Genomic DNA, 18055 nt, shown 5'->3' on the forward strand with positions numbered 1-18055 from the left:
GTTCCAGGTACCCGAAAACCTGGTATGTGGAACCTGGAACCCTGAGATAAGAAGGATCCGACCCTTAATGACTTCAGATTCAAACTTTTTAAAATTGTGCCGGGAGGCTTTCAAGGCTGCATACGATGCAACCTGTGACCTTGTGGGCACTGATTCGGCAAGCAGCTTCGTATGTATGGGAGCTGACGGGACGCCGACTACCGGTATAGATCTTGCAGCAGAGGATGCCATTATCGAGGTGTTTAAGGCAGACGGCAGGTCCATGAGGATACTCAGTGAAGAACTTGGTGAACTTGTTATCGGGAAGTCTCCTGAGTTTTCTGTTGTGCTTGACCCCCTCGACGGGACATATAATGCTTCTGCAGGAATTCCTTTCTACAGCGTTTCAATAGCTTTTGCCTCTCACGACCTCTTAGACCTCAGGTTCGGGTATGTGAGCAACCTTGCCCTCAAGGAAGAGTATTATGCAGAAGCCGGAAAGGGCGCATATCTGAATGGGAATAAAATCAAACCCTCCGCGAATTCGGACCTGAATAAACTCTGTGTCAGTGTATACGGCTACAGGCAAAACGTGGAAAGGACCAGAAAGATATACAGCAATGTCCGTCGCGTGAGGTTGTTCGGGAGCGTGGCGCTTGAACTGTGTTATGTAGCCTCAGGCAGGCTTGATGCCTTTGTGGATGTCCGAAAGGCTCTGCGTGTAACAGATGTGGCAGCAGGTCAGCTTATCCTTGAAGAAGCCGGTGGGCTTGTTACGGACGGATACGGAAAGACTTTAAGACTTCCTGATAATGTTACTGCCAGAGTGGAGATGGTCGCGTCCAACGGACACGTACATAAAAAACTTTTAAGCTTACTCGCAGAGGGATAATTTGGCAATTAAAAAAATAGGGCTCGCATCGCGCTGTGATAGTCCTGAAGTACTTGAGATGGTAAGGAATATTATCGCGAACTTCCAGTCGAAGGTGCAGATCTATGTTTCCACTGCCACAGCCGATGTCCTGAGAATTGAGGGGACTCCTGTCGAAAGAATGAGGGACGAGGGAGTCGAACTTATCATAACTGTGGGAGGCGATGGGACAGTCCTGCGGAACATTGCCAAAATGAAAGACCCTCTTCCCATAATGGGAATTAATATGGGCACTCTCGGTTTCCTTGTAGATGTGGAGCCTGAAGATGCAATTGAGGCCATAGAGGAAGTTCTCTATGGTTTTTCGTATCTCGAAAGGATGCGGGTAGACGTTTTCCTTAATGGGGAGATGCTTGAAACAGCCACTAACGAGGTCGCTGTAATGTCTGCAAAACCCGCAAAGATTATTCAGTTTGAAGTCCACATTAATGACTGCCGGCTTGATGATATTCGCGCGGATGGTGTGGTTTTTGCAACCCCCACAGGCTCAACGGCCTATGCAATGAGCGCCGGAGGCCCTATCGTAAACCCGAGGGTAAATGCAATCGTGGTAGTCCCTGTTGCTCCTTTCAAGCTATCGTCAAGACCCTGGGTTATCCCTTCGGACAGCGAGATTACAGTAAAATTATCAGACCCTAAAAAAGAGGCTGTAATTGCAATTGACGGGCAGAAGTCTTACAGGATCAGGGCTGATGATGTTGTCAAACTGAAGAAATCAAAATTCCCTGCGCGTTTTGTAAGGATTTCAGATACCTGCTTTTACGAGAGGGTTCAGCGGAAACTTTCCTGAAAAACCTTTTTTCAGGTTTGACTTCTCATTAACTTTAATTTTTCTTATGGCCCCAGTTTTTTTAGAACCTTTTTCTTAAAATCCGGGTTTTACTCCTGATATTCCCTGATATTTATATTCTGACACTTTCATATCTCAGGTTAAAGAACTGAAAGCGTCTTTTTTACCCCGAATATGGGAACGTTGCTCTCGGAAACTCTTTTCCTCCAAGGAAAACATTTATACAGGTGTAGGTAAAGCTAATGCTTAATTCTACTAAATATAAGATTTTTTGACTTTTAATGGCGTTTTAGCCTCGTACTTTCTTATCCAGGCCTTTGAATAATTTTTCAGGGCAATTAATACAAATATCATTAAAAATAATCATAAATTCCTCAAAATGATAAAAATCACGGGAAACAATAACCATGTCAGAGAGCGAGCAGTACTCCAGAAATACACTTATGGACTTCGTCGAATATCGCCCCCTTGATATCGAAATCTGCGACGTGACTCTGCGCGACGGGGAACAGACCCCTGGCGTTGTGTTCACGAAAGAACAGAAGCTGGCAATGGCGAGTGAGCTTGATTCCATGGGTATTGAGGTTATAGAAGCCGGATTTCCGGTAGTTTCTGCATACGAAAAGGAAATCGTAAAGGAAATTGCAAGCCAGGGCTTTAATTCAAGGATCTGCTGTCTCTCAAGAGCAGTAAAAGGGGATGTAGACGCTGCCCTTGAATGTGACGTCGATATCGTGAGCATTTTCATTGCAATGTCCGACATGCACCTCAAATACAAATACCACAGGAGTTTTGAGGAAATGCTCGGCTGTGCCAAGGAAGCCATTGAATATGCAACTGACCACGGTTTAAAAGTGCGTTTTGCAGCCGAAGATGCAAGCCGTACTCCGGTTGACCGTCTCAAGCAGGCTTTCAAAGAAGTTGAAAGCGAGTACAAAGTGCAGTATGTAAGCCTCGCAGATACAGTTGGCATCCTGAACCCTATCACAACCCACTACCTTGTGAGCGAGATCTTTAAGTCCGTAAACACTTCAATCTGCATCCACTGCCATGATGATCTCGGCATGGCTACCGCTAACACCCTTGTAGCCGCCGAAGCCGGGGCAAAGCAGCTCCATACAACAGTCAATGCAATAGGAGAACGGGCAGGAAACGCCTCCCTTGAAGAAGTGATGGTAGCTCTCAGAGTACAGTACGGGATCGACCGCTATGATACAACAAAGCTGACTGCACTTTCCAGAATGGTCTCGGAATACTCAGGCATTACACCCTCGGTAAACAAAGCCGTTATCGGACATAATGCCTTTACCCACGAATCCGGAATCCACGTCGCTGCAATCCTTGAAGAGCCGAGGACCTACGAACTCTTCCTCCCTGAGATGGTTGGCGGAAAGCGTAACCTTGTTGTCGGAAAGCACACCGGGACAAAAGCCTTAAAAGGAATCATCAACAGCATCGGCTTCTGCCTCGAACGGGACGAACTCTGTGCCCTGATCGAAAAAGTCAAGGTCTGCACCGAAGAAAAGCGTAAAAGCATCTCGCGGGAGCAGCTTGAAAAGCTAATTAGTCAGGTCAGGCAGGAACAGAAAACAAGTAAACCTGAAGGGGAAGAGAAGGTTTCTATCTGAAGTGTATTACTCTATATGAAGTGTATTACAGATCTTTCTAACCCGTACAACCTTTTCGCTGTACTGTATCGTTTTTGTCACGCTCGATGCAGGATAGCAGACTTAAAAACGATATGAAGAAGAGAAAAAGCAAGTAGTAATCTAAATTTGCTTTCTACTGTATTTTCAAACTTCTTCTTTCTTACTTCTACTCTTTTCTTCCTTTTGAGAAGGGCCGCCAGACAAGCTGGCGGAGGAGCTTATTTTTACCTGGATTTAAATACAGGTTCGGGGTTAAGAAAAAGTATCATTTCAGATCGTGATCTGTTTATAAGTGTTATCCAGGATCCCGACCTGCGGTTGGCTTAATATTGTTTTTGTCTTAACCTGACAGGCCGGCTCCAGCCCACTGCGGCGCGAAGAGAAACTGAAAAATTCTGTCTCGGGCTCTGGAGTATATTTATCAATATATACACAAATTAATCAGAGAGTACTAAAAAACGGAAGCTGACATCTGATATTAGAATTAGGGATAATTGGATTAAAGAAATGGGTTGGTCAGATATCAAAGTTAACTTTTAATACCTCACACTGTGGCATATTTTTAATTTGTACACCCTCCAGTGTTCCTGTTACCTCCAGGCTATCAAATTCATTTGAACCGCAGAGCACGTCCTGATTCGGGTGTGTGCCAGGTGTGATATTGCAGTTAAGCACAGTCTTTTTACCAGCCGAAACTACGATTGGAAGCCTTGGTGATGCAGGATGTTTCTTTGGAAGAACTATTAATGGGGACCTGATTTCCCGAATCATGAAGAGAACGCATTTAAGCCCTTTTTCAGTTTTCTCATCCACTGAAAACGCAGAGGCAACAATCAGGTCATGAGGTTCCAGTCCGAGTACAATTTCTTCGTTTTCAGTTTCCAGAAAGTACTGCCCATTCGGACCTGCTTTCACAATAGCCACTATTCCTGCTGTGCCGCGCAGGAGAAGCATTTCACTTTCCTTCAGTGAAATGTCTTTAGAAGAGGTCGATTTTTCCATGTTAAAAACAAGTATCTAAAAAATCCAGTTGATTATCAGGACTCTGCTACATTTGCAGACTGGCAGGAAGGACACTTCACATTCTTGCCAATACCTTTGAATTTATTCCCACAGTCCTTGCATGCATACTGTTTAAACGGCAATTTCCCTTCCATATCGATATCAAACGAATCTCCAACACTACACATATTATTACCTCATTGTTTTATCAAAGGGCTTACTATAATGATATAACCCACATATTATTACTCATACTTATACAATTAATATCTTTCTATGTCTATCTCCGGGCAAATTCTGACCTCAGTACTTCTATCAGGGCAATCCTTTTCAAAAAAATTAAAAATTAAGAGGTATATGTGGAAACCCACTCCGGTCTTTCCGGCGGGTTTGCCTCCAGCATTTCTCTCCATTTTTCATCGGTCAGGCGATCGGACATGGGCTGCTTGAACTCGTAGTAGCTCATAACGGGTCCGGCTCCTACAAGGATTCTGCCGTCCGGAAGCTTATATGCCACTACGACCATATCCACGTATCCGACTCCTTCTTCCAGTACAGCTCCCGTGTTGCCGTCGGTATGGACATCAGCCACAACTGTGGTTTTTCTGGCTTTATCGTCGACGTCAGCTATGACCCCTTCAAGCTGGTCTCCGAAATTCTTGATGAACTCGTAGTCTTCTGCTGTCAACTCTTCATTTTCGAGTTCCTTTTCCGAAATTGCCTGAAGCCTGGAAAGTATAATTTCAAGGTCTGTAAGCCTTGTTTTGGATGTCGGGTCAAGCACGCCCATTTCATCCAGGCCCTGGTTTGTCATCTTCGTTAAGGCGAGCAGCCTCGCGTAGAAATCAGGGACCGGTTCCACATAACCTACAACTGGTTTTTCTTCAGGAGGCATGGGCATAGATGTTTCAACTATAGTGTAACTCTGCTTGGCATAGAGGATAGTGTCGTGCCTGAGTTCGGTCCAGGAAGCCAGCGAGGTGCTCAGTTCCTTATCCTGCCAGGCATCGGTCTGCATGAAGGTAGGGTATCCTTCCCCATAGTCCTTCAGGAGGGGCTGGAGGGAATAGAGCCAGGACCAGTAGAGGTTCCTGTTCCACTCGGCTGCGCTGAAATTCGAGAATTCCGAATCCAGTTCCCCATACTGAACACTGTAATTTTCGTAGCTGGAATCGTTCAGTTCGTCGAGCCAGTAAACCGCCCTTTCCGAGCCAAGGAGAGCCATTGCATCAAGCCCGCGCGGGAAGCCGCGGATAGGTCTTCCTGCCCCTGAGATTACGAAAGTGAAGGGCTCTTCCCTCTCTCCCTGATATTCTCCTGTATAGGCCCCTACCAGGTTTGAGAACATGTAAGAGTCCGGGATGAAGCGCTGCCCCATGAAACGGAAGCCTGTGGTATTTTCGAGGCATTCGTCAGCCTGCTCCGGGGTGAAGGGCGGCTCCAGGACACAGTTCCCTGTGCCTCCGTAGATCTTCGGGCCCTGGTATTCGGCAAGTACGGTCTTTAACTCCTCTACCGTTGTTTCGTTAAACTCCCTTTCTCCATTGCCAAAGACAGAATCCATTGCTTCCATATATTCGTAAGGCCCCAGGTCATCGGAAAAGCCCACATAAAAAGCCGTAACCCCGTAGATCCTGTCCCAGTTTTTGAGAAGCTCAGGCTCGTTTTCGAGCTGAGAAGAAATCAGGCTTGCCTGGATGGTCTGGATGCGGGCATCTTTTGCAGGATCTTCGGATTTAATCAGTTCATCCTTCAGGAGCATGCTTATCCTGCCGTGCCACATAAAGGCTCTGAAATAGTTTTGCAGCTTCTCAGAGCGGGTATAGTGGCCTCTTGGCACGTACTGAGAATAGTCCTCCTTATAAAGGAAAATCGGAGAGGGGGCAAAACCTCCGTGAGCTTCTATCAGAGTAAGTTCGGCTTCAACCTCTTCTTTTACAAACGAAGGGACCTCAAACTGATATTGTTCTGCCGAACCTGCCGGGAAAAGAGCCTCATCAACAAAGCCGTAAGGGTCTTCTGCTGCCTGTATCTGCTCAGGCTTCGGCTGGAGCAGGCTCAAAGCAACCGCAAAGTAGGCTGTGTTTCTTCTTGCGGCTTCCTTTTCCTCTCCTGAAGCACTGTTAGAAGCACTGTTATATTCTTCTACCGAGGCGTTTAGCAGGGCAAGGTCAGTCTCCCAGAGAGTATCGTAAAACTCCTTTTCCTCTATCTGGCGCAGGGTCTCATCAAACTGGATGTGGTAGAGGTGCAGAAGGGAGTCCGTAGTAATAAAAACAGGTATTTCCTCTTCTTTGAGGGTAATGTACATTGAAGTTATGTCCTCTTCTGCGGGGTTGTAAGGGTTTTCTATTACCACAAAACCATTACTTTCCAGCATTTTAAGAGCGGATTCGTTCAGAGGGATTCTGCCTGAAAAGTTTCCATAGTTGGAGATTTTATTTCTTTCCAGGGGCAACTCATAAGAAGGCGCTTTTAACTCGACATCGAGGGCTTCCAGATTATAATTTATCGGCAGGGAGGCACCCTGGCCCAGAAGCCCCGAATAAGTTACAGCCTCGGTTTTGAGTACATCTGCGGCGTAGCCGGGCGTGTCCTGCTCTGTCTCCTGGCCGGAGCAGCCAGCAAAAAAAACGAAAAGCAAAAGCATCAGGAAGATTGATGCGAATTTGATTCTAAGATCCATTCTCTATACCTCAGGCAAAACCAGTAAAAAATAAGTTTAACGTAAAATTATTAAGTTTTTTGTATGTAAAAAAGATTAAACCCCTCTTTCCCTGTTATTCGTTAGGGCTCAGAGGGTCTATTCTGAAAAGTAGAATCATGAATAGTGCAGCCACAGCTCCTGAGCTCAAGAGAAGCGGATCTCTGGTTATATTAAGAAGTGTACCCGCAACAAGTAGCAAAACCCCTATTAACAGCAGAATTTGGAATTTTCTGTTCAAACTTTTTTATCCCCTTTACATCCCATATTGAGTTTTAAAATTTTTAAATTATTTACATAAGTCATTAAAATATACCCTGATTCCCTATAACTAATTGTTTCTCTTTAGTTATTTATTTTTCCGCAAAGCATTTAATTCTTTATTAAACTTCAAACCATTTTGAAGTTATGTTTTGAAGAAAACAGGCTTATGAATCTGAATAAGAGAACAAACCTGGTTTATTGAAGTCTCTATGGAAAACCAGCTCCAAAAAAATAAGGGTGAATATTTTTGGGTTCAGTGAGAAAAAAGTTGAGCCATTGTTAGAGAATAAAGTTGACTATTTTCCTGCCAAAAATAGAATAATAACTGAGTGGAAGTTATCACAATTTTATGTAAGTGTGCGGAGGTTCAAAGCATACAATCTGGATTAAAGCCTCCAGTTTGTTCAGGTTAAAAGTTTGTTTGCCGAGTTGCACTTTCCTATTTGCACCTCACCCGAATTGCGCTTTGGGATCACAGGAAATCGAAGATTTCCTGGGAGTTGCGATGTAATCGCAACAGTACGCGGTCCGTTTCAGCAGAGTTGCGGCTCTGCAGTACGCTGCCCTTTTCGCTGCGCTCAAGAGGGCTAATCTATGGGTTTTAGCAGTGAGCTTCGCTCGCTCAAGCAGACTAATTTATAGTTTATTGCAGTGAGCTTTTATCAAGAGGACTGAATTACAAATATCTCTGATCCATACAACCGTATTCGCTCTACCGAACCGTCTTGTCACGCTTGACGCAGAATAGTGGTCTTTCCTGCAAAAAGGTAGAGAAGAGGAAAGCCAGAAGTAAAAGCGACAGGAAAAAAGCAAAAACTAGAAGAGATAGAAAATTAGACTGGAAAAGTAATTTGTGGTCAAGGGAAGGTATTACTCAGGTAAGGGGGATTTCTCTAAAAATCCCCTCTAAAATTCAGGTTCTCCTGGTAATATTATAAATTCTTGAATCTCAGGGCAGGAATTGAATTTTTACGCTGCTGTCAATTACGGTCACACTGGACTGAAGCTCTTTTTCTTTACTTTTAAGTTCTTCCTTTAAAACAGTCAATTTCTTTTCGGAAATTTCAACTTCTTCTTCAAGCAGGCGGGCTCTTGCCAGCAGTTCTGCCTCCTTGTGTTCAAGGCCGGCAAGTTTTCCGGTATCTGAGCTTGAGAATTCGGCTTTTTTTGCTTCAAACGCTTTTTGAGCTGCAATATATTCTTTTTTCTTCTCTTCAAAGCCCGAACTTGCAGATCTGACCTGTGCTAGGGTTTTCTCTTTTTTCTGAGTTTGTATGTCAAGGGCAGGATCCTCAAAAACCTTCTGAAGCTCCGGGAAAAAAGAAGGGTCAAGGTTTACAGGAGCTTCAAGGCAGATATCAAGCTGCTGCTTTACCTCTGGCTTTAAAGTATACCTGCTGCTTTCATGGAGTTTTTTTATCTTTGAGAGGTTGCCTGAAAAAGGAATGACAAGGGAGTTCAGGCCTGTTTCGGCTTTTTTGAGCCTGTCTCTGGCAATATCTAATTCTCCCTGAAGGCTCTGCAAATTTTGCCAGGCTTCTCCCTGTTTGAAATCTTCGAGAGCCTGACCGGTTCTGGCAATTTCATCTTTTAAAGTCTGGATTTTCCGTTTTTTAGATTCGATTTCCAGGTTTTCAGCCTCCATTGAGGCAGATAATTCCTGAATATCTTTCATGCCTGTAGAAGCTGCTTCAATAGCTTCCATTTCCCTTTTATGCCCCCGAATCGTTTCCCTTAGCTCATTAAGGACCTGACCCAACCTGCCAAGGCTTTCAGTAACGTCTTTTGACTCCTGAGGAAAGACAGCCCTGGTGTATCGGAAACTCTGGTTCATATGTTCAAGGCAGGTGTCCAGATTCTGCACAGCTGCTTCATGAAACCCTTTAAGAGCCCTGAAATCCGTATTCTCCATAACTCCTAATTTATCTATGAAGACTCCGACCTGTTTTGTTACATTTTCCCGGTTGCTCTTTGCTCGTTTTACAGCCCTTATGTCAAAATCTCCCTCAACTTTTGCTTCCAGAAGCCTGGAATTGCTTTCTTTAAGCTCAGAAATCGCAACTTCAAGCTTTCTGAAAAGGCCCGAGACATCCTTTTCTATTTCAGAAGATATTTTTTGAGAACTCTCTTCCAGCAATGCGGGCAGTTCATCAAAACTAACTTCACTGGAAATAATTTTCTCGTGAGAGCTTTCTTGTTTTCCGAAGAGCTTTTTGATCCACTTCAATTTAGGCCTTCCTGAATTTGATGAGTTTAATAAATATATGCAGCCAATAAATCTATAGATTAATAATTTTATACGGTTTAGAACTCGTTAGGGTTTAATACTTAAAATAATTAATAATTTAATAGGATAAATAATTTGGTAAAGTTAATTATTTGACGCAGTTATTTGGGGTATATTTCTTAAATCCCTATATGTGTTAAAAAGCGAGGGAAATAAAAAATGGGTGATGGAATAAGCAATGGAATTGATGGAATAAGTAATGGAATAATAGAACAGATGATTCCGTATACTGATATAACAGTATCCAGGCTGATTTTCGCAATAATAGTGCTGATTGGAGGATTTATTTCAGTAAAAGTTCTTGTTTATATTTTCAGGAAAGGAATACAGAAAACAAAACTACCTGACCTTACGACTCAGTTTCTGGCACATTTTCTGAGCATCCTCCTGTATGTGATAGTTATCCTGGCCTTTTTGAAGAGCCTGAGCTTTGATGTGGATAGTTTTGTAGTCGGGCTTTCTGCGATAATAGGCCTGGTTCTGGGCCTGGGGATGCAGGACACCCTTACGAACTTATCAGCCGGAGTATGGGTTGCGGCAATCAGGCCTATTGACATGGGAGAGATGGTAATAATAAACGGACAGACGGGAAAAGTAAAAGCAGTCGGGATTATGTCGACAGAACTCCTGACCCCTGACAACCAGCTTATAACAATCCCGAATAAGCTTGTCTGGGGAAGTTCCATTGTCAATATGACCCGCATGCCTACAAGACGGGCTTCCGTGGATGTGGGCATAAGCTATTCTTCAGACATTGAAATAGCTATCAAGATAGCTCTCGACCTTATGAAAGGGCACCCTCTTGTACTCCCGGACCCTGAACCGGCAGTGGTCACTACCGAACTTGCTAATTCTTCCGTAAATTTGCAGCTCAGGGCCTGGACAAAAACCGGGGACTTTGCGGCTGTAAAGAATAATCTGACTGCCGGGGTCTTTGAGGCTTACAGAAGAGAAGGAATTGAAATTCCCTTCCCTCAGATGGATGTACATGTAAAGGAAATAAAAACGGAAATAAGTGAAATTCAGGCAAAAAGCATTGGAATAAAAGCATTTGAGTAATTATAAATGGATAAAATACAGAAAAAATGCAGTTACAGGAGTTTACCGTAAGGCAGGGCTGCTTCAGCAAAAATCTAGACAGCTCTGCCTTATTTCTTAAAATTGCCTGTCAATTGTCTGTCTTTGTTTCTCAGCAGGTTATATGAAACACTGCAGAGACTCTGCCTTCGATTTCATTCCAGCGTTCAACTGCCCAGGGAGTCGGGAAAAGCTCTATTCCGCATTTTTTTCCCGTGAAAAAGTCTTCCGCTTCCTCCGAAAGTTTCACAAAACCTGTCTGCCCGGTCCCTATGATGATTTTTTCGGTCCCTTCCTCATAAATATGCTCTGCTTCTTCAAGAGATATTTTATGAGAAGTCCCGTACTTTTCTTTTGAAAGCATTTTCTCCCGGTTTTCAACCCTGCCGTCGAGGCGGATGAGAATATCGTAATCAAAAGTCTCTCCTTCTACAGTAATCGAACCAAAACTTGTGGAATCAATCTTTGGTTTCATGGCTACCTCCTGAAATTAAAACTGAAAACGAGATTTTATATTTTACAATTGTTTAGCACGCTTCATATAAATAACAGGAAGTTTGCTCCAAATACATAAACTCACATCAGTTTAGTTGAAAGGAATAAAGGAATACTTATTTATATTTATTAGAAAATATTAAACAGTGACACTATAATAAAAATACAAATATGACCAGAGGTGAAAAAACGATGGGACGCCATTCGTTAGAAGATTTTATCAAAAGCACAGGAGAAAGAGCCCCTGGGCAGGGAGTTTTTGAACTGGAACGAGAACACCTGCTAGAGGTAAACCTCAACGGCATGGTATGGACAAAAATGGACTCCATGGTCGCATACACAGGGGATATAAGGTTTATGCGGGAAGGGGGCCTTGAACACGGGCTTGGAAAGCTCGTGAAAATATCCCTTGCAGGAGAAGGTATCAGCCTCATAAAAGCAGAAGGACGGGGAAAACTCTACCTTGCGGACAAAGGGAAGAAGGTCTCGGTTCTGAAACTTGAAAACGACTCTATCTTCGTAAACTGTAACGACATCCTGGCTATTGAAAACTCTATCAACTGGGATATCAAGATGATGAGAAAGCTCTCAGGAGTAATGGACAATGAGGTTTACAACGTAAAACTTGAAGGAACCGGTATAGTTGCCATCACCACCCACCATGACCCTCTGACTTTCAGGGTAACTAAAGAACGTCCGGTCTTAACTTCCCCCAGCGTCACAGTTGCCTGGTCAGGAAACCTTGAGCCGGAGATAAAAACCGATATCTCCCTGAAAACTCTCATTGGAAAAAGCAGCGGAGAATCCGTCCAGATGGTTTTCAGAGGAGAAGGATTTGTAGTTGTCCAGCCTTATGAAGAAGTATATTTCCAGACGCAGACCGAAAAAAGAGTTTCAAACGTAATTTACACTTAACCCAAATTGGGTTTTTTACTCCGGAAAATAAGAAAGGGCAAGGAATAAATTGTGCCTTTTCTTCTTTCCCGTATTTTCTTGCCATCGCTGGATAGTAACATAATTTTTGTAAGTTAGCCCTCTTGAGAAAAGCGAAAAACAACTTCACTTATCCATAAATTAGTCCGCTTGAGCGAGCGAAGCGAGTGAAACGGACCGCGTACTTCCGAGGCGCAATTCGGGTGGTCCAGCCTTATGAAGAGGTATATTTCCAGGCGCAGACCGAAAAAAGAGTTTCAAACGTAATTTACACTTAACCCAAATTGGGTTTTTTACTCCGGAAAATAAGAAAGGGCAAGGAAAAAATTGTGCCTTTTCTTCTTTTCCGTATTAATTTTCAGAAGCCAGGGCTTGAACTTCCTCGCCGCAGGTTGTCGAAAGCCTGTCCTTTTCTTTATTTGCACATTCCATTGCGTCTTCCACAGCCTCCCTGATGATATATCCGGCTTTGTGCAGGATAGTATCCCCGATCTGGGGGTCTTTGTCCATGCTTCCGGTACAGGGGTAGGAGTGATGGGCTCCTGAGACGGTTTCTTTGTATCCCGAAAGATCGGTCCAGCCGAGCTTTTTTGCGACAAACCAGGTTGAGCCACATGGGGCATCCCGGATTACGCCTGCTCCGATGAACATCTTCCCATCAGGGCTCATCTCGATCCTGAGCACCGGCCTTCCGAAGCCAAGGTCCACAAAAGCATCTATGATTGGCTTTCCGGTCTTTTCAAGGGCACAGAAGGGTTTTGGAGCCTCGAATTCAACACCTGTGGCTTCGAGTTCTTTTCTGAGCTGCTCAAGGACACCGGCAGGAGTCTTCTTTGAGTCTTCAGCAGGTGCAATTACGGCTTTTGCCCCCGTTTTCTGCACGACTTCCGGAAGGGCTGCAAGGAGGTCGGGGTGGATCCCTATAGCAAGGATCAAATCACACTCCGGAAGCTTTGGAGGCAGGAACTGGGCGGGCTCTTCAATAAATGGAGGCAGGTCGTCCGGAAACTCATGGATTCCCACAATCAGGTTTGCATAAGATTTCCTTGCCTGGCGGCAGTGGTTGCAGAGCTCACCGCACGACACGCAGAAACTTGACGGATTTATAAGATTCTGGATAACTTTTTTTCCGAGTTCGCCTGAATAAAGTACAAGGATTCTCATAGGTTTGCTCCCCCTTTATCAAGGATTCCAAAGGCACTATGCAAATTCACTTTCTTTGTAAAGATTCCCCCGCCTGTTTTGTTTCTCAGAATGAAAAAATACAGAGAAAAAAAATCTGCTTTTGCGGGAGTTGCTGATATGCTTTTAAAATGCAGCTCTGGAAGAAAGTACTTCAGACAGCACACACTTCTAACAGCAGATGACTTTTACCTGTTATCATCTTACTATACATTATAATTATTTGTTTCAATCTATAAATAAGAGGAGTTTCAAAATAGAAATCAGTATCCACAACTAAACTCCTGTATGAGCGCTCTATGCCGGATAAAAAAAGCTGAAAACCGGGGGAAGGAAGAAAAGAGAGAAAAAAAGAAAAGGTGAGGAAAAAAGGAAAAGATAGAAAAATCCGCGGATCGGTTTTCTTTCATTCTCCAAGTTTTAAAGCCCCGTGCGGGCACATCTTGATGCACATGCCGCACTGGATACACTTCTTTTCGTCCACGCAGAGGCCCCAGGTCTCATCAAAAGCATAAACCTTCATCGGGCAGACTGAGATGCAGGCTCCGCATTCAACACATTCTTCCTCATCCCTGTGAATGGGCCGGTCCAGAATTGCAACTATTGCCCCTCTTGATTCGAGAGCATTTTTAATCTTGTCGAACCTGGAATCTTTCACATCTGCAATCAGTTCTCCGTAAGTCGAGTCGATATTAGCGACCATGATATTAAGCAGGATTCCTGTTTCGATAATGGACTCGGAGATAATGGGATTATGGATCCTTTCCGTAGGGATGCTGATCTTTATTTTCACGCTCAGTACCTCCTTGCAAGAAGTTTGCTTATATTGTCACTGGTGATTATTCCGAGGACCTGTCTCTGTGCATCGATTACAGGCATTGCAGAAACGCCGTAGCGGTCCAGCCTGCGAGCTGCAAGATCTACAGGTTCGTTCGGGGCACAGGTAAGGACTTTTTTCGTCATGACGCTTTCTACGGAATCAAATCTGTTTTCGGCGACGGCTTTTGAGATATCCCAGGCGGTCAGGATTCCTACCAGTTCACCTGTATCCGAAATCACAGCAAGGTGGTTGAAGGAGTTCTCCCAGATTTTCTTTGCAGCGTCCTGAACCGTCTGGTTCTTTTTGATTGTTACAATAAAATCGGACATGACGTCTTTTACGAGAGGTACTGCCTGAGTCTGTTTCATGGATTTTGCCGAGCCTTCACAGCAAATCCTTTCCACAGGCATGCTGACAAAGAAGTTCCCGTGCTTTACCCATTCCTTAAGTTCATTTGCAATCTTTCTTGCGTTCTTGAAGCTTGAGAGGGAGGAGGTCGGAACATCCTTTCCATCAATCTGCACCGAGCCTGATCTGAGATCGGCATAGTTTACCTGCTTTATCACAGGCTTATCCTTGCTGCCCACAGCATAGTCGAGGACACTGGTCATAATGTCCACGTCACGCACTGCAGTTGAGGCTGCGAGTTTTTCATTAAGAATAGGGATCGGAATTCCAATTCCCATATAAAGGGTTGTCCCATAGCCTGTAAAAGAAGCAGCCCTTAAATAATCAGGATTCATTTCTTTCAGGTTCCCTTTAAGCATGAGGGTCCCAAACCCGCTGGAGGGGGAGTGCTGGGTCCCGTTTCCGATAATGTAGCCCTGGGCTCCACCCATAAAAATCCTTGTGCCCATCCCGATAGTTTCATAGCTGGGGTCATTTGAGAGAGGAGAAAGCACTCCAGCTCCGGAATAGGTTACATTCCCGAAGTTGGGCAGAAGCTCTCCCATATAGGTGTTCAGAATCCTTTTTGAACTGTTTGTTGCAGCAGCATATTTCTGGTAGGCATTCCTGGGGTTGAGAAGGACTGCCTCGTTCAGGTCATTAAGGGTGATTGTCGTATCAAGTACTTTCCTGGGGTAACAGTCTGTCCCATAGGAAGTTGCATGCACATCGATTTCTTTTCCCCTCAGCAGGTCTTCAATAACATGTGCTCCACCATACTGTATCCCGCGTGTGTCCGAGATCTGGGCAGCTCCAAGGTAAGCGTCAACAGCAGCCAGCCCGCTGTATGCCTCCACATTATTGAACCAGACTTTCTGAATCTTAATTGGGGGTTCCGAATGACCTAGATTAAGCATCAAACCTGAAGAGCACATGGCTCCGAAAGTGCCTGTAGTGACCACATCCACTTCTCTTGCGGCACCTTCCACGCCAAGGTTTTCAACAATCCCGACCATTTCCTCGGCTGTGACTACATTGACGCTTCCATCTTCAATTTTTTTATTGATCTCATGAACCGATTTTTCAACCATGCGGGTTTCCTCTTAGTACAAATTTATCTGGATGGTAATTTTTGCCAGAATTATATATTACTTGTGATAATCCCGGGGTAACAGCCACTTCCGGAAGAGGTGAAAAGTTCTGGCTTTGCATCATTTATTTTAAGACTATCGCTGTCAGATCTTCATTCCAATGATTAATAGTCATAATTATGAGCTATATATATTACTTACGGTAATTGAAAGTCTCTTTCCACAAAGGCTATTTCTTAAATTAGCAATAATCGTTCACACCATATACAGGTTGAATAAAATTGAATTTTTATAAGTCAGGAAGTAGGGTTATTTTCAGTAAGTTTCTTATGCTTGCAGGATATTACCCGAGATCAGGTGATTTATTGACACGTGTACTTGCTACCGGAACTTTTGACATTTTGCATCCGGGACATGTTTATTTCCTGACCCAGGCACGAGCTCTTGGAGATGAGCTCTTCGTCATTATTGCCAGGGATTCCAATGTGACTCATAAACCGAAACCAATAGTTCCTGAGGAGCAGCGGTTTGAGATGGTAAATGCACTTGGAACGGTGGACAAAGCCCTTCTTGGTAGTGAAACAGACATGTTCGAACCCCTGAAAGAGATAAAGCCGGACATCGTTGCCCTGGGTTACGATCAGTATTTTGATATTGAGCTTCTGGAAAAAGAACTTACTAAAAGAGGGCTCCCTGCAAAAGTAGTAAGGGTTCCATTTTCAAAGGAGTGCCCCCTCTGCAGTACCGGCGCAATCATAAAAGAGGTCCTTAAACGGTATGGGTAAATTTACCCCTACCGTTTTTATTAAGAAAATATTTTTTGATCTCTTTTTAAATAGGTTGCTTCGGAATAGTGTTTTATGCAAATATCTTTTCAAGCCTGTCAAGAGCTTCCCGGATTCGATCAATGGATGTTGCGTAGGAAATCCTGATAAAGTCCTCGCCGGAAGACCCGAAAGCAATTCCTGGGGTCACTGCCACATGAGCTTCCTTCAGGAGCCTTTCAGCAACCCTGGTCCCGTTTCCAAACTCACTCACATTGGCAAAAGCATAGAAGGCCCCGTCTGGCTTTTTGCACTCAAGTCCTATTTTATTCAGCCCGTCGATGAGGATATCCCTGCGCATCTTAAAGCGGTCAACCATTGCCTTGACGCCGTCCTGAGGGCCCTGAAGGGCTTCAAGCCCACCGTACTGGACAAAGGTAGTGGCGCTGCTTACAGAGTGGGACTGGATCTTCTGTAGAAGTTTATAGATCTCAGGGGGAGCTGTAAGGTATCCAAGCCTCCAGCCAGTCATTGCGTATGCCTTGGAAAAACCGTTTACAGTGATGGTTCTCTCCTGCATCCCATCAAAACTGCCAATACTGATATGTTCCCGGTCATAGATGATTTTCTCATAGATCTCATCTGAGACTACCAGAAGGTCATGGTCAATTGCAAGATCGGCAATGCACTTGAGGGTCTTTTTCCCGAATACTCCACCTGTCGGGTTGCCCGGGCTGTTTACAACAATGAGCTTTGTTTTATCATTTATGTAATCGGCGAAATTGTCCGGCAGGAAACCTTTCTCAGGAACCGTAGGAACCCAGACAGTTTCTGCTCCTGCAAAACGGATGCAGGCGTCATAAGTTACCCAGGCAGGATCAAAGAGAAGGGCCTGATCCCCGTCGTCGAGGGCCCCCATCATCACTTCGAAAATCCCCTGCTTTGCGCCCGGGGTGACCAGCACATCTTTTTCGGTCACATCCAGATTATTTTCAGTCCTCAGTTTTTCGGCAATAGCTGCCCTTAGCTCCGGAATGCCTGCAGAAGGAGCGTAGTGGGTTTTTCCCTCATACATAGCCTTTGCTGCAGCATCGCAGATGTTTTTAGGGGTGTCGAAATCAGGTTCGCCAAGGCTAAAATTGATAACGTCTGTACCCTCTTTAATCATTCTGGTTGCAATGTTGGAGATCCTGATCGTTGCGGATTCTTCTACACGCTTGAGCCTTGCGGATGTCATAGGAATAGTCCTGCTTTGTTACTTTTTTGCTAGCTTATTGAAGCATCAAGGAACTTCACAGCCGCCGCACCAGCTTTACTGCAGCTTCTACTGCCCTTTTAGCATAGTCGACACGTTCATGAGCAGCCATCCTGGTCATACCCGGACCCGGGATTCCGAGAGTTACTGGCTTGTTGAACTCAAGGGAAAGATCCATGATCTTCCTTGCGGCATGCTGCATAACCACCTGGTCGTGGTCGGTCTCACCTTCGATTACCGACCCTATGGTAACCACTGCATCAATGTCTTCCCTCTGGCAGAGCTTCTTGATTGCAAGGGGCATGTCAAAGACTCCTGGCACGAGAATTGTCTCTTTAACTGTTGCCCCCAGAAATTCCGCATGCTCTCTTCCAAGCAGCTCCATCTGATAGGTCAGATCCCTGTTAAATTCAGCTACAACAAATCCTAGGCTGATAGTCATCTA

At 44.4% G+C, this 18055-nt stretch carries 18 protein-coding genes; 7 read left to right on the forward strand and 11 right to left on the reverse strand.

The window, feature by feature from the left end; genetic code table 11:
* The first annotated feature begins 67 nt into the window (after nucleotides 1-67).
* The 3 genes from EO93_RS15415 to EO93_RS15425 all read left to right on the forward strand — a co-directional run bounded on the left by EO93_RS15415 (nucleotide 68) and on the right by EO93_RS15425 (nucleotide 3328).
* Nucleotides 68-871 carry a bifunctional fructose-bisphosphatase/inositol-phosphate phosphatase gene (locus EO93_RS15415; protein ID WP_048135040.1) on the forward strand — a complete coding sequence of 268 codons (804 nt, stop codon included), beginning with the start codon at nucleotides 68-70 and terminating at the stop codon, nucleotides 869-871.
* Between the two features lies 1 nt (nucleotide 872).
* Entirely contained in the window at nucleotides 873-1700 is an 828-nt protein-coding gene (locus EO93_RS15420) for an NAD(+)/NADH kinase (RefSeq protein WP_048163469.1), read from the forward strand.
* Nucleotides 1701-2107: 407 nt separating this feature from the next.
* On the forward strand, nucleotides 2108-3328 hold the full coding sequence (locus EO93_RS15425; RefSeq protein WP_048163470.1) for a homocitrate synthase family protein: 1221 nt from the start codon (nucleotides 2108-2110) through the stop codon (nucleotides 3326-3328).
* Nucleotides 3329-3865: 537 nt separating this feature from the next.
* Here the strand turns inward: EO93_RS15425 and EO93_RS15430 are convergent.
* The 4 genes from EO93_RS15430 to EO93_RS18545 form a co-directional block, all read right to left on the reverse strand.
* A complete protein-coding gene (locus EO93_RS15430) occupies nucleotides 3866-4351 on the reverse strand; it encodes a hypothetical protein (protein WP_048163471.1) in 486 nt (161 codons plus the stop codon).
* 35 nt (nucleotides 4352-4386) lie between these two features.
* Complete coding sequence (locus EO93_RS18020; RefSeq protein WP_200895046.1) at nucleotides 4387-4539, reverse strand: hypothetical protein; 153 nt, start codon at nucleotides 4537-4539, stop codon at nucleotides 4387-4389.
* A 158-nt stretch (nucleotides 4540-4697) separates the two neighbouring features.
* Nucleotides 4698-7037 carry a DUF3160 domain-containing protein gene (locus EO93_RS15435; protein ID WP_048163473.1) on the reverse strand — a complete coding sequence of 780 codons (2340 nt, stop codon included), beginning with the start codon at nucleotides 7035-7037 and terminating at the stop codon, nucleotides 4698-4700.
* Nucleotides 7038-7769: 732 nt separating this feature from the next.
* Complete coding sequence (locus EO93_RS18545) at nucleotides 7770-7901, reverse strand: hypothetical protein (protein WP_255350240.1); 132 nt, start codon at nucleotides 7899-7901, stop codon at nucleotides 7770-7772.
* A gap of 152 nt (nucleotides 7902-8053) precedes the next feature.
* Between EO93_RS18545 and EO93_RS17695 the strand changes: the two genes are divergently transcribed.
* The gene (locus EO93_RS17695) at nucleotides 8054-8257 is read left to right on the forward strand and encodes a hypothetical protein (RefSeq protein WP_156161354.1); all 204 of its coding nucleotides are present in this window, start codon (nucleotides 8054-8056) and stop codon (nucleotides 8255-8257) included.
* Between the two features lie 11 nt (nucleotides 8258-8268).
* On the opposite strand, the gene EO93_RS15440 is transcribed toward EO93_RS17695, so the two are convergent.
* The gene (locus tag EO93_RS15440) at nucleotides 8269-9546 is read right to left on the reverse strand and encodes a hypothetical protein (protein ID WP_048163474.1); all 1278 of its coding nucleotides are present in this window, start codon (nucleotides 9544-9546) and stop codon (nucleotides 8269-8271) included.
* A 219-nt stretch (nucleotides 9547-9765) separates the two neighbouring features.
* Between EO93_RS15440 and EO93_RS15445 the strand changes: the two genes are divergently transcribed.
* On the forward strand, nucleotides 9766-10665 hold the full coding sequence (locus EO93_RS15445) for a mechanosensitive ion channel family protein (protein WP_048163476.1): 900 nt from the start codon (nucleotides 9766-9768) through the stop codon (nucleotides 10663-10665).
* Nucleotides 10666-10795: 130 nt separating this feature from the next.
* On the opposite strand, the gene EO93_RS15450 is transcribed toward EO93_RS15445, so the two are convergent.
* Nucleotides 10796-11158 (reverse strand): Mth938-like domain-containing protein, encoded by a 363-nt coding sequence (locus tag EO93_RS15450; protein ID WP_048135022.1) that lies wholly within the window; start codon nucleotides 11156-11158, stop codon nucleotides 10796-10798.
* Between the two features lie 212 nt (nucleotides 11159-11370).
* On the opposite strand from EO93_RS15450, the gene EO93_RS15455 reads away from it, so the two are divergent.
* On the forward strand, nucleotides 11371-12093 hold the full coding sequence (locus EO93_RS15455) for an AIM24 family protein (protein ID WP_048163477.1): 723 nt from the start codon (nucleotides 11371-11373) through the stop codon (nucleotides 12091-12093).
* A 369-nt stretch (nucleotides 12094-12462) separates the two neighbouring features.
* Here the strand turns inward: EO93_RS15455 and EO93_RS15460 are convergent, their stop codons facing one another.
* The 3 genes from EO93_RS15460 to EO93_RS15475 form a co-directional block, all read right to left on the reverse strand.
* Nucleotides 12463-13275 carry a DUF166 domain-containing protein gene (locus tag EO93_RS15460; protein ID WP_048163478.1) on the reverse strand — a complete coding sequence of 271 codons (813 nt, stop codon included), beginning with the start codon at nucleotides 13273-13275 and terminating at the stop codon, nucleotides 12463-12465.
* Between the two features lie 424 nt (nucleotides 13276-13699).
* Nucleotides 13700-14086: a 4Fe-4S binding protein gene (locus EO93_RS15470; RefSeq protein WP_048135013.1), complete on the reverse strand. Its 387-nt coding sequence runs from the start codon at nucleotides 14084-14086 to the stop codon at nucleotides 13700-13702.
* Between the two features lie 2 nt (nucleotides 14087-14088).
* Nucleotides 14089-15591 (reverse strand): L-aspartate semialdehyde sulfurtransferase, encoded by a 1503-nt coding sequence (locus tag EO93_RS15475; RefSeq protein ID WP_048135012.1) that lies wholly within the window; start codon nucleotides 15589-15591, stop codon nucleotides 14089-14091.
* Between the two features lie 329 nt (nucleotides 15592-15920).
* On the opposite strand from EO93_RS15475, the gene EO93_RS15480 reads away from it, so the two are divergent.
* A complete protein-coding gene (locus EO93_RS15480; protein ID WP_048135010.1) occupies nucleotides 15921-16376 on the forward strand; it encodes an adenylyltransferase/cytidyltransferase family protein in 456 nt (151 codons plus the stop codon).
* Nucleotides 16377-16449: 73 nt separating this feature from the next.
* Here EO93_RS15480 and EO93_RS15485 read toward each other — a convergent pair whose 3' ends face one another.
* Together EO93_RS15485 and ribH are read right to left on the reverse strand one after the other, a co-directional pair.
* Entirely contained in the window at nucleotides 16450-17592 is a 1143-nt protein-coding gene (locus tag EO93_RS15485; protein ID WP_048135008.1) for a pyridoxal phosphate-dependent aminotransferase, read from the reverse strand.
* Nucleotides 17593-17647: 55 nt separating this feature from the next.
* Nucleotides 17648-18052 (reverse strand): 6,7-dimethyl-8-ribityllumazine synthase, encoded by a 405-nt coding sequence (gene ribH / locus EO93_RS15490; protein WP_011032198.1) that lies wholly within the window; start codon nucleotides 18050-18052, stop codon nucleotides 17648-17650.
* Nucleotides 18053-18055: the final 3 nt, after the last annotated feature.

Source organism: Methanosarcina sp. 1.H.A.2.2 (assembly GCF_000979975.1).
Taxonomy (GTDB): domain Archaea; phylum Halobacteriota; class Methanosarcinia; order Methanosarcinales; family Methanosarcinaceae; genus Methanosarcina.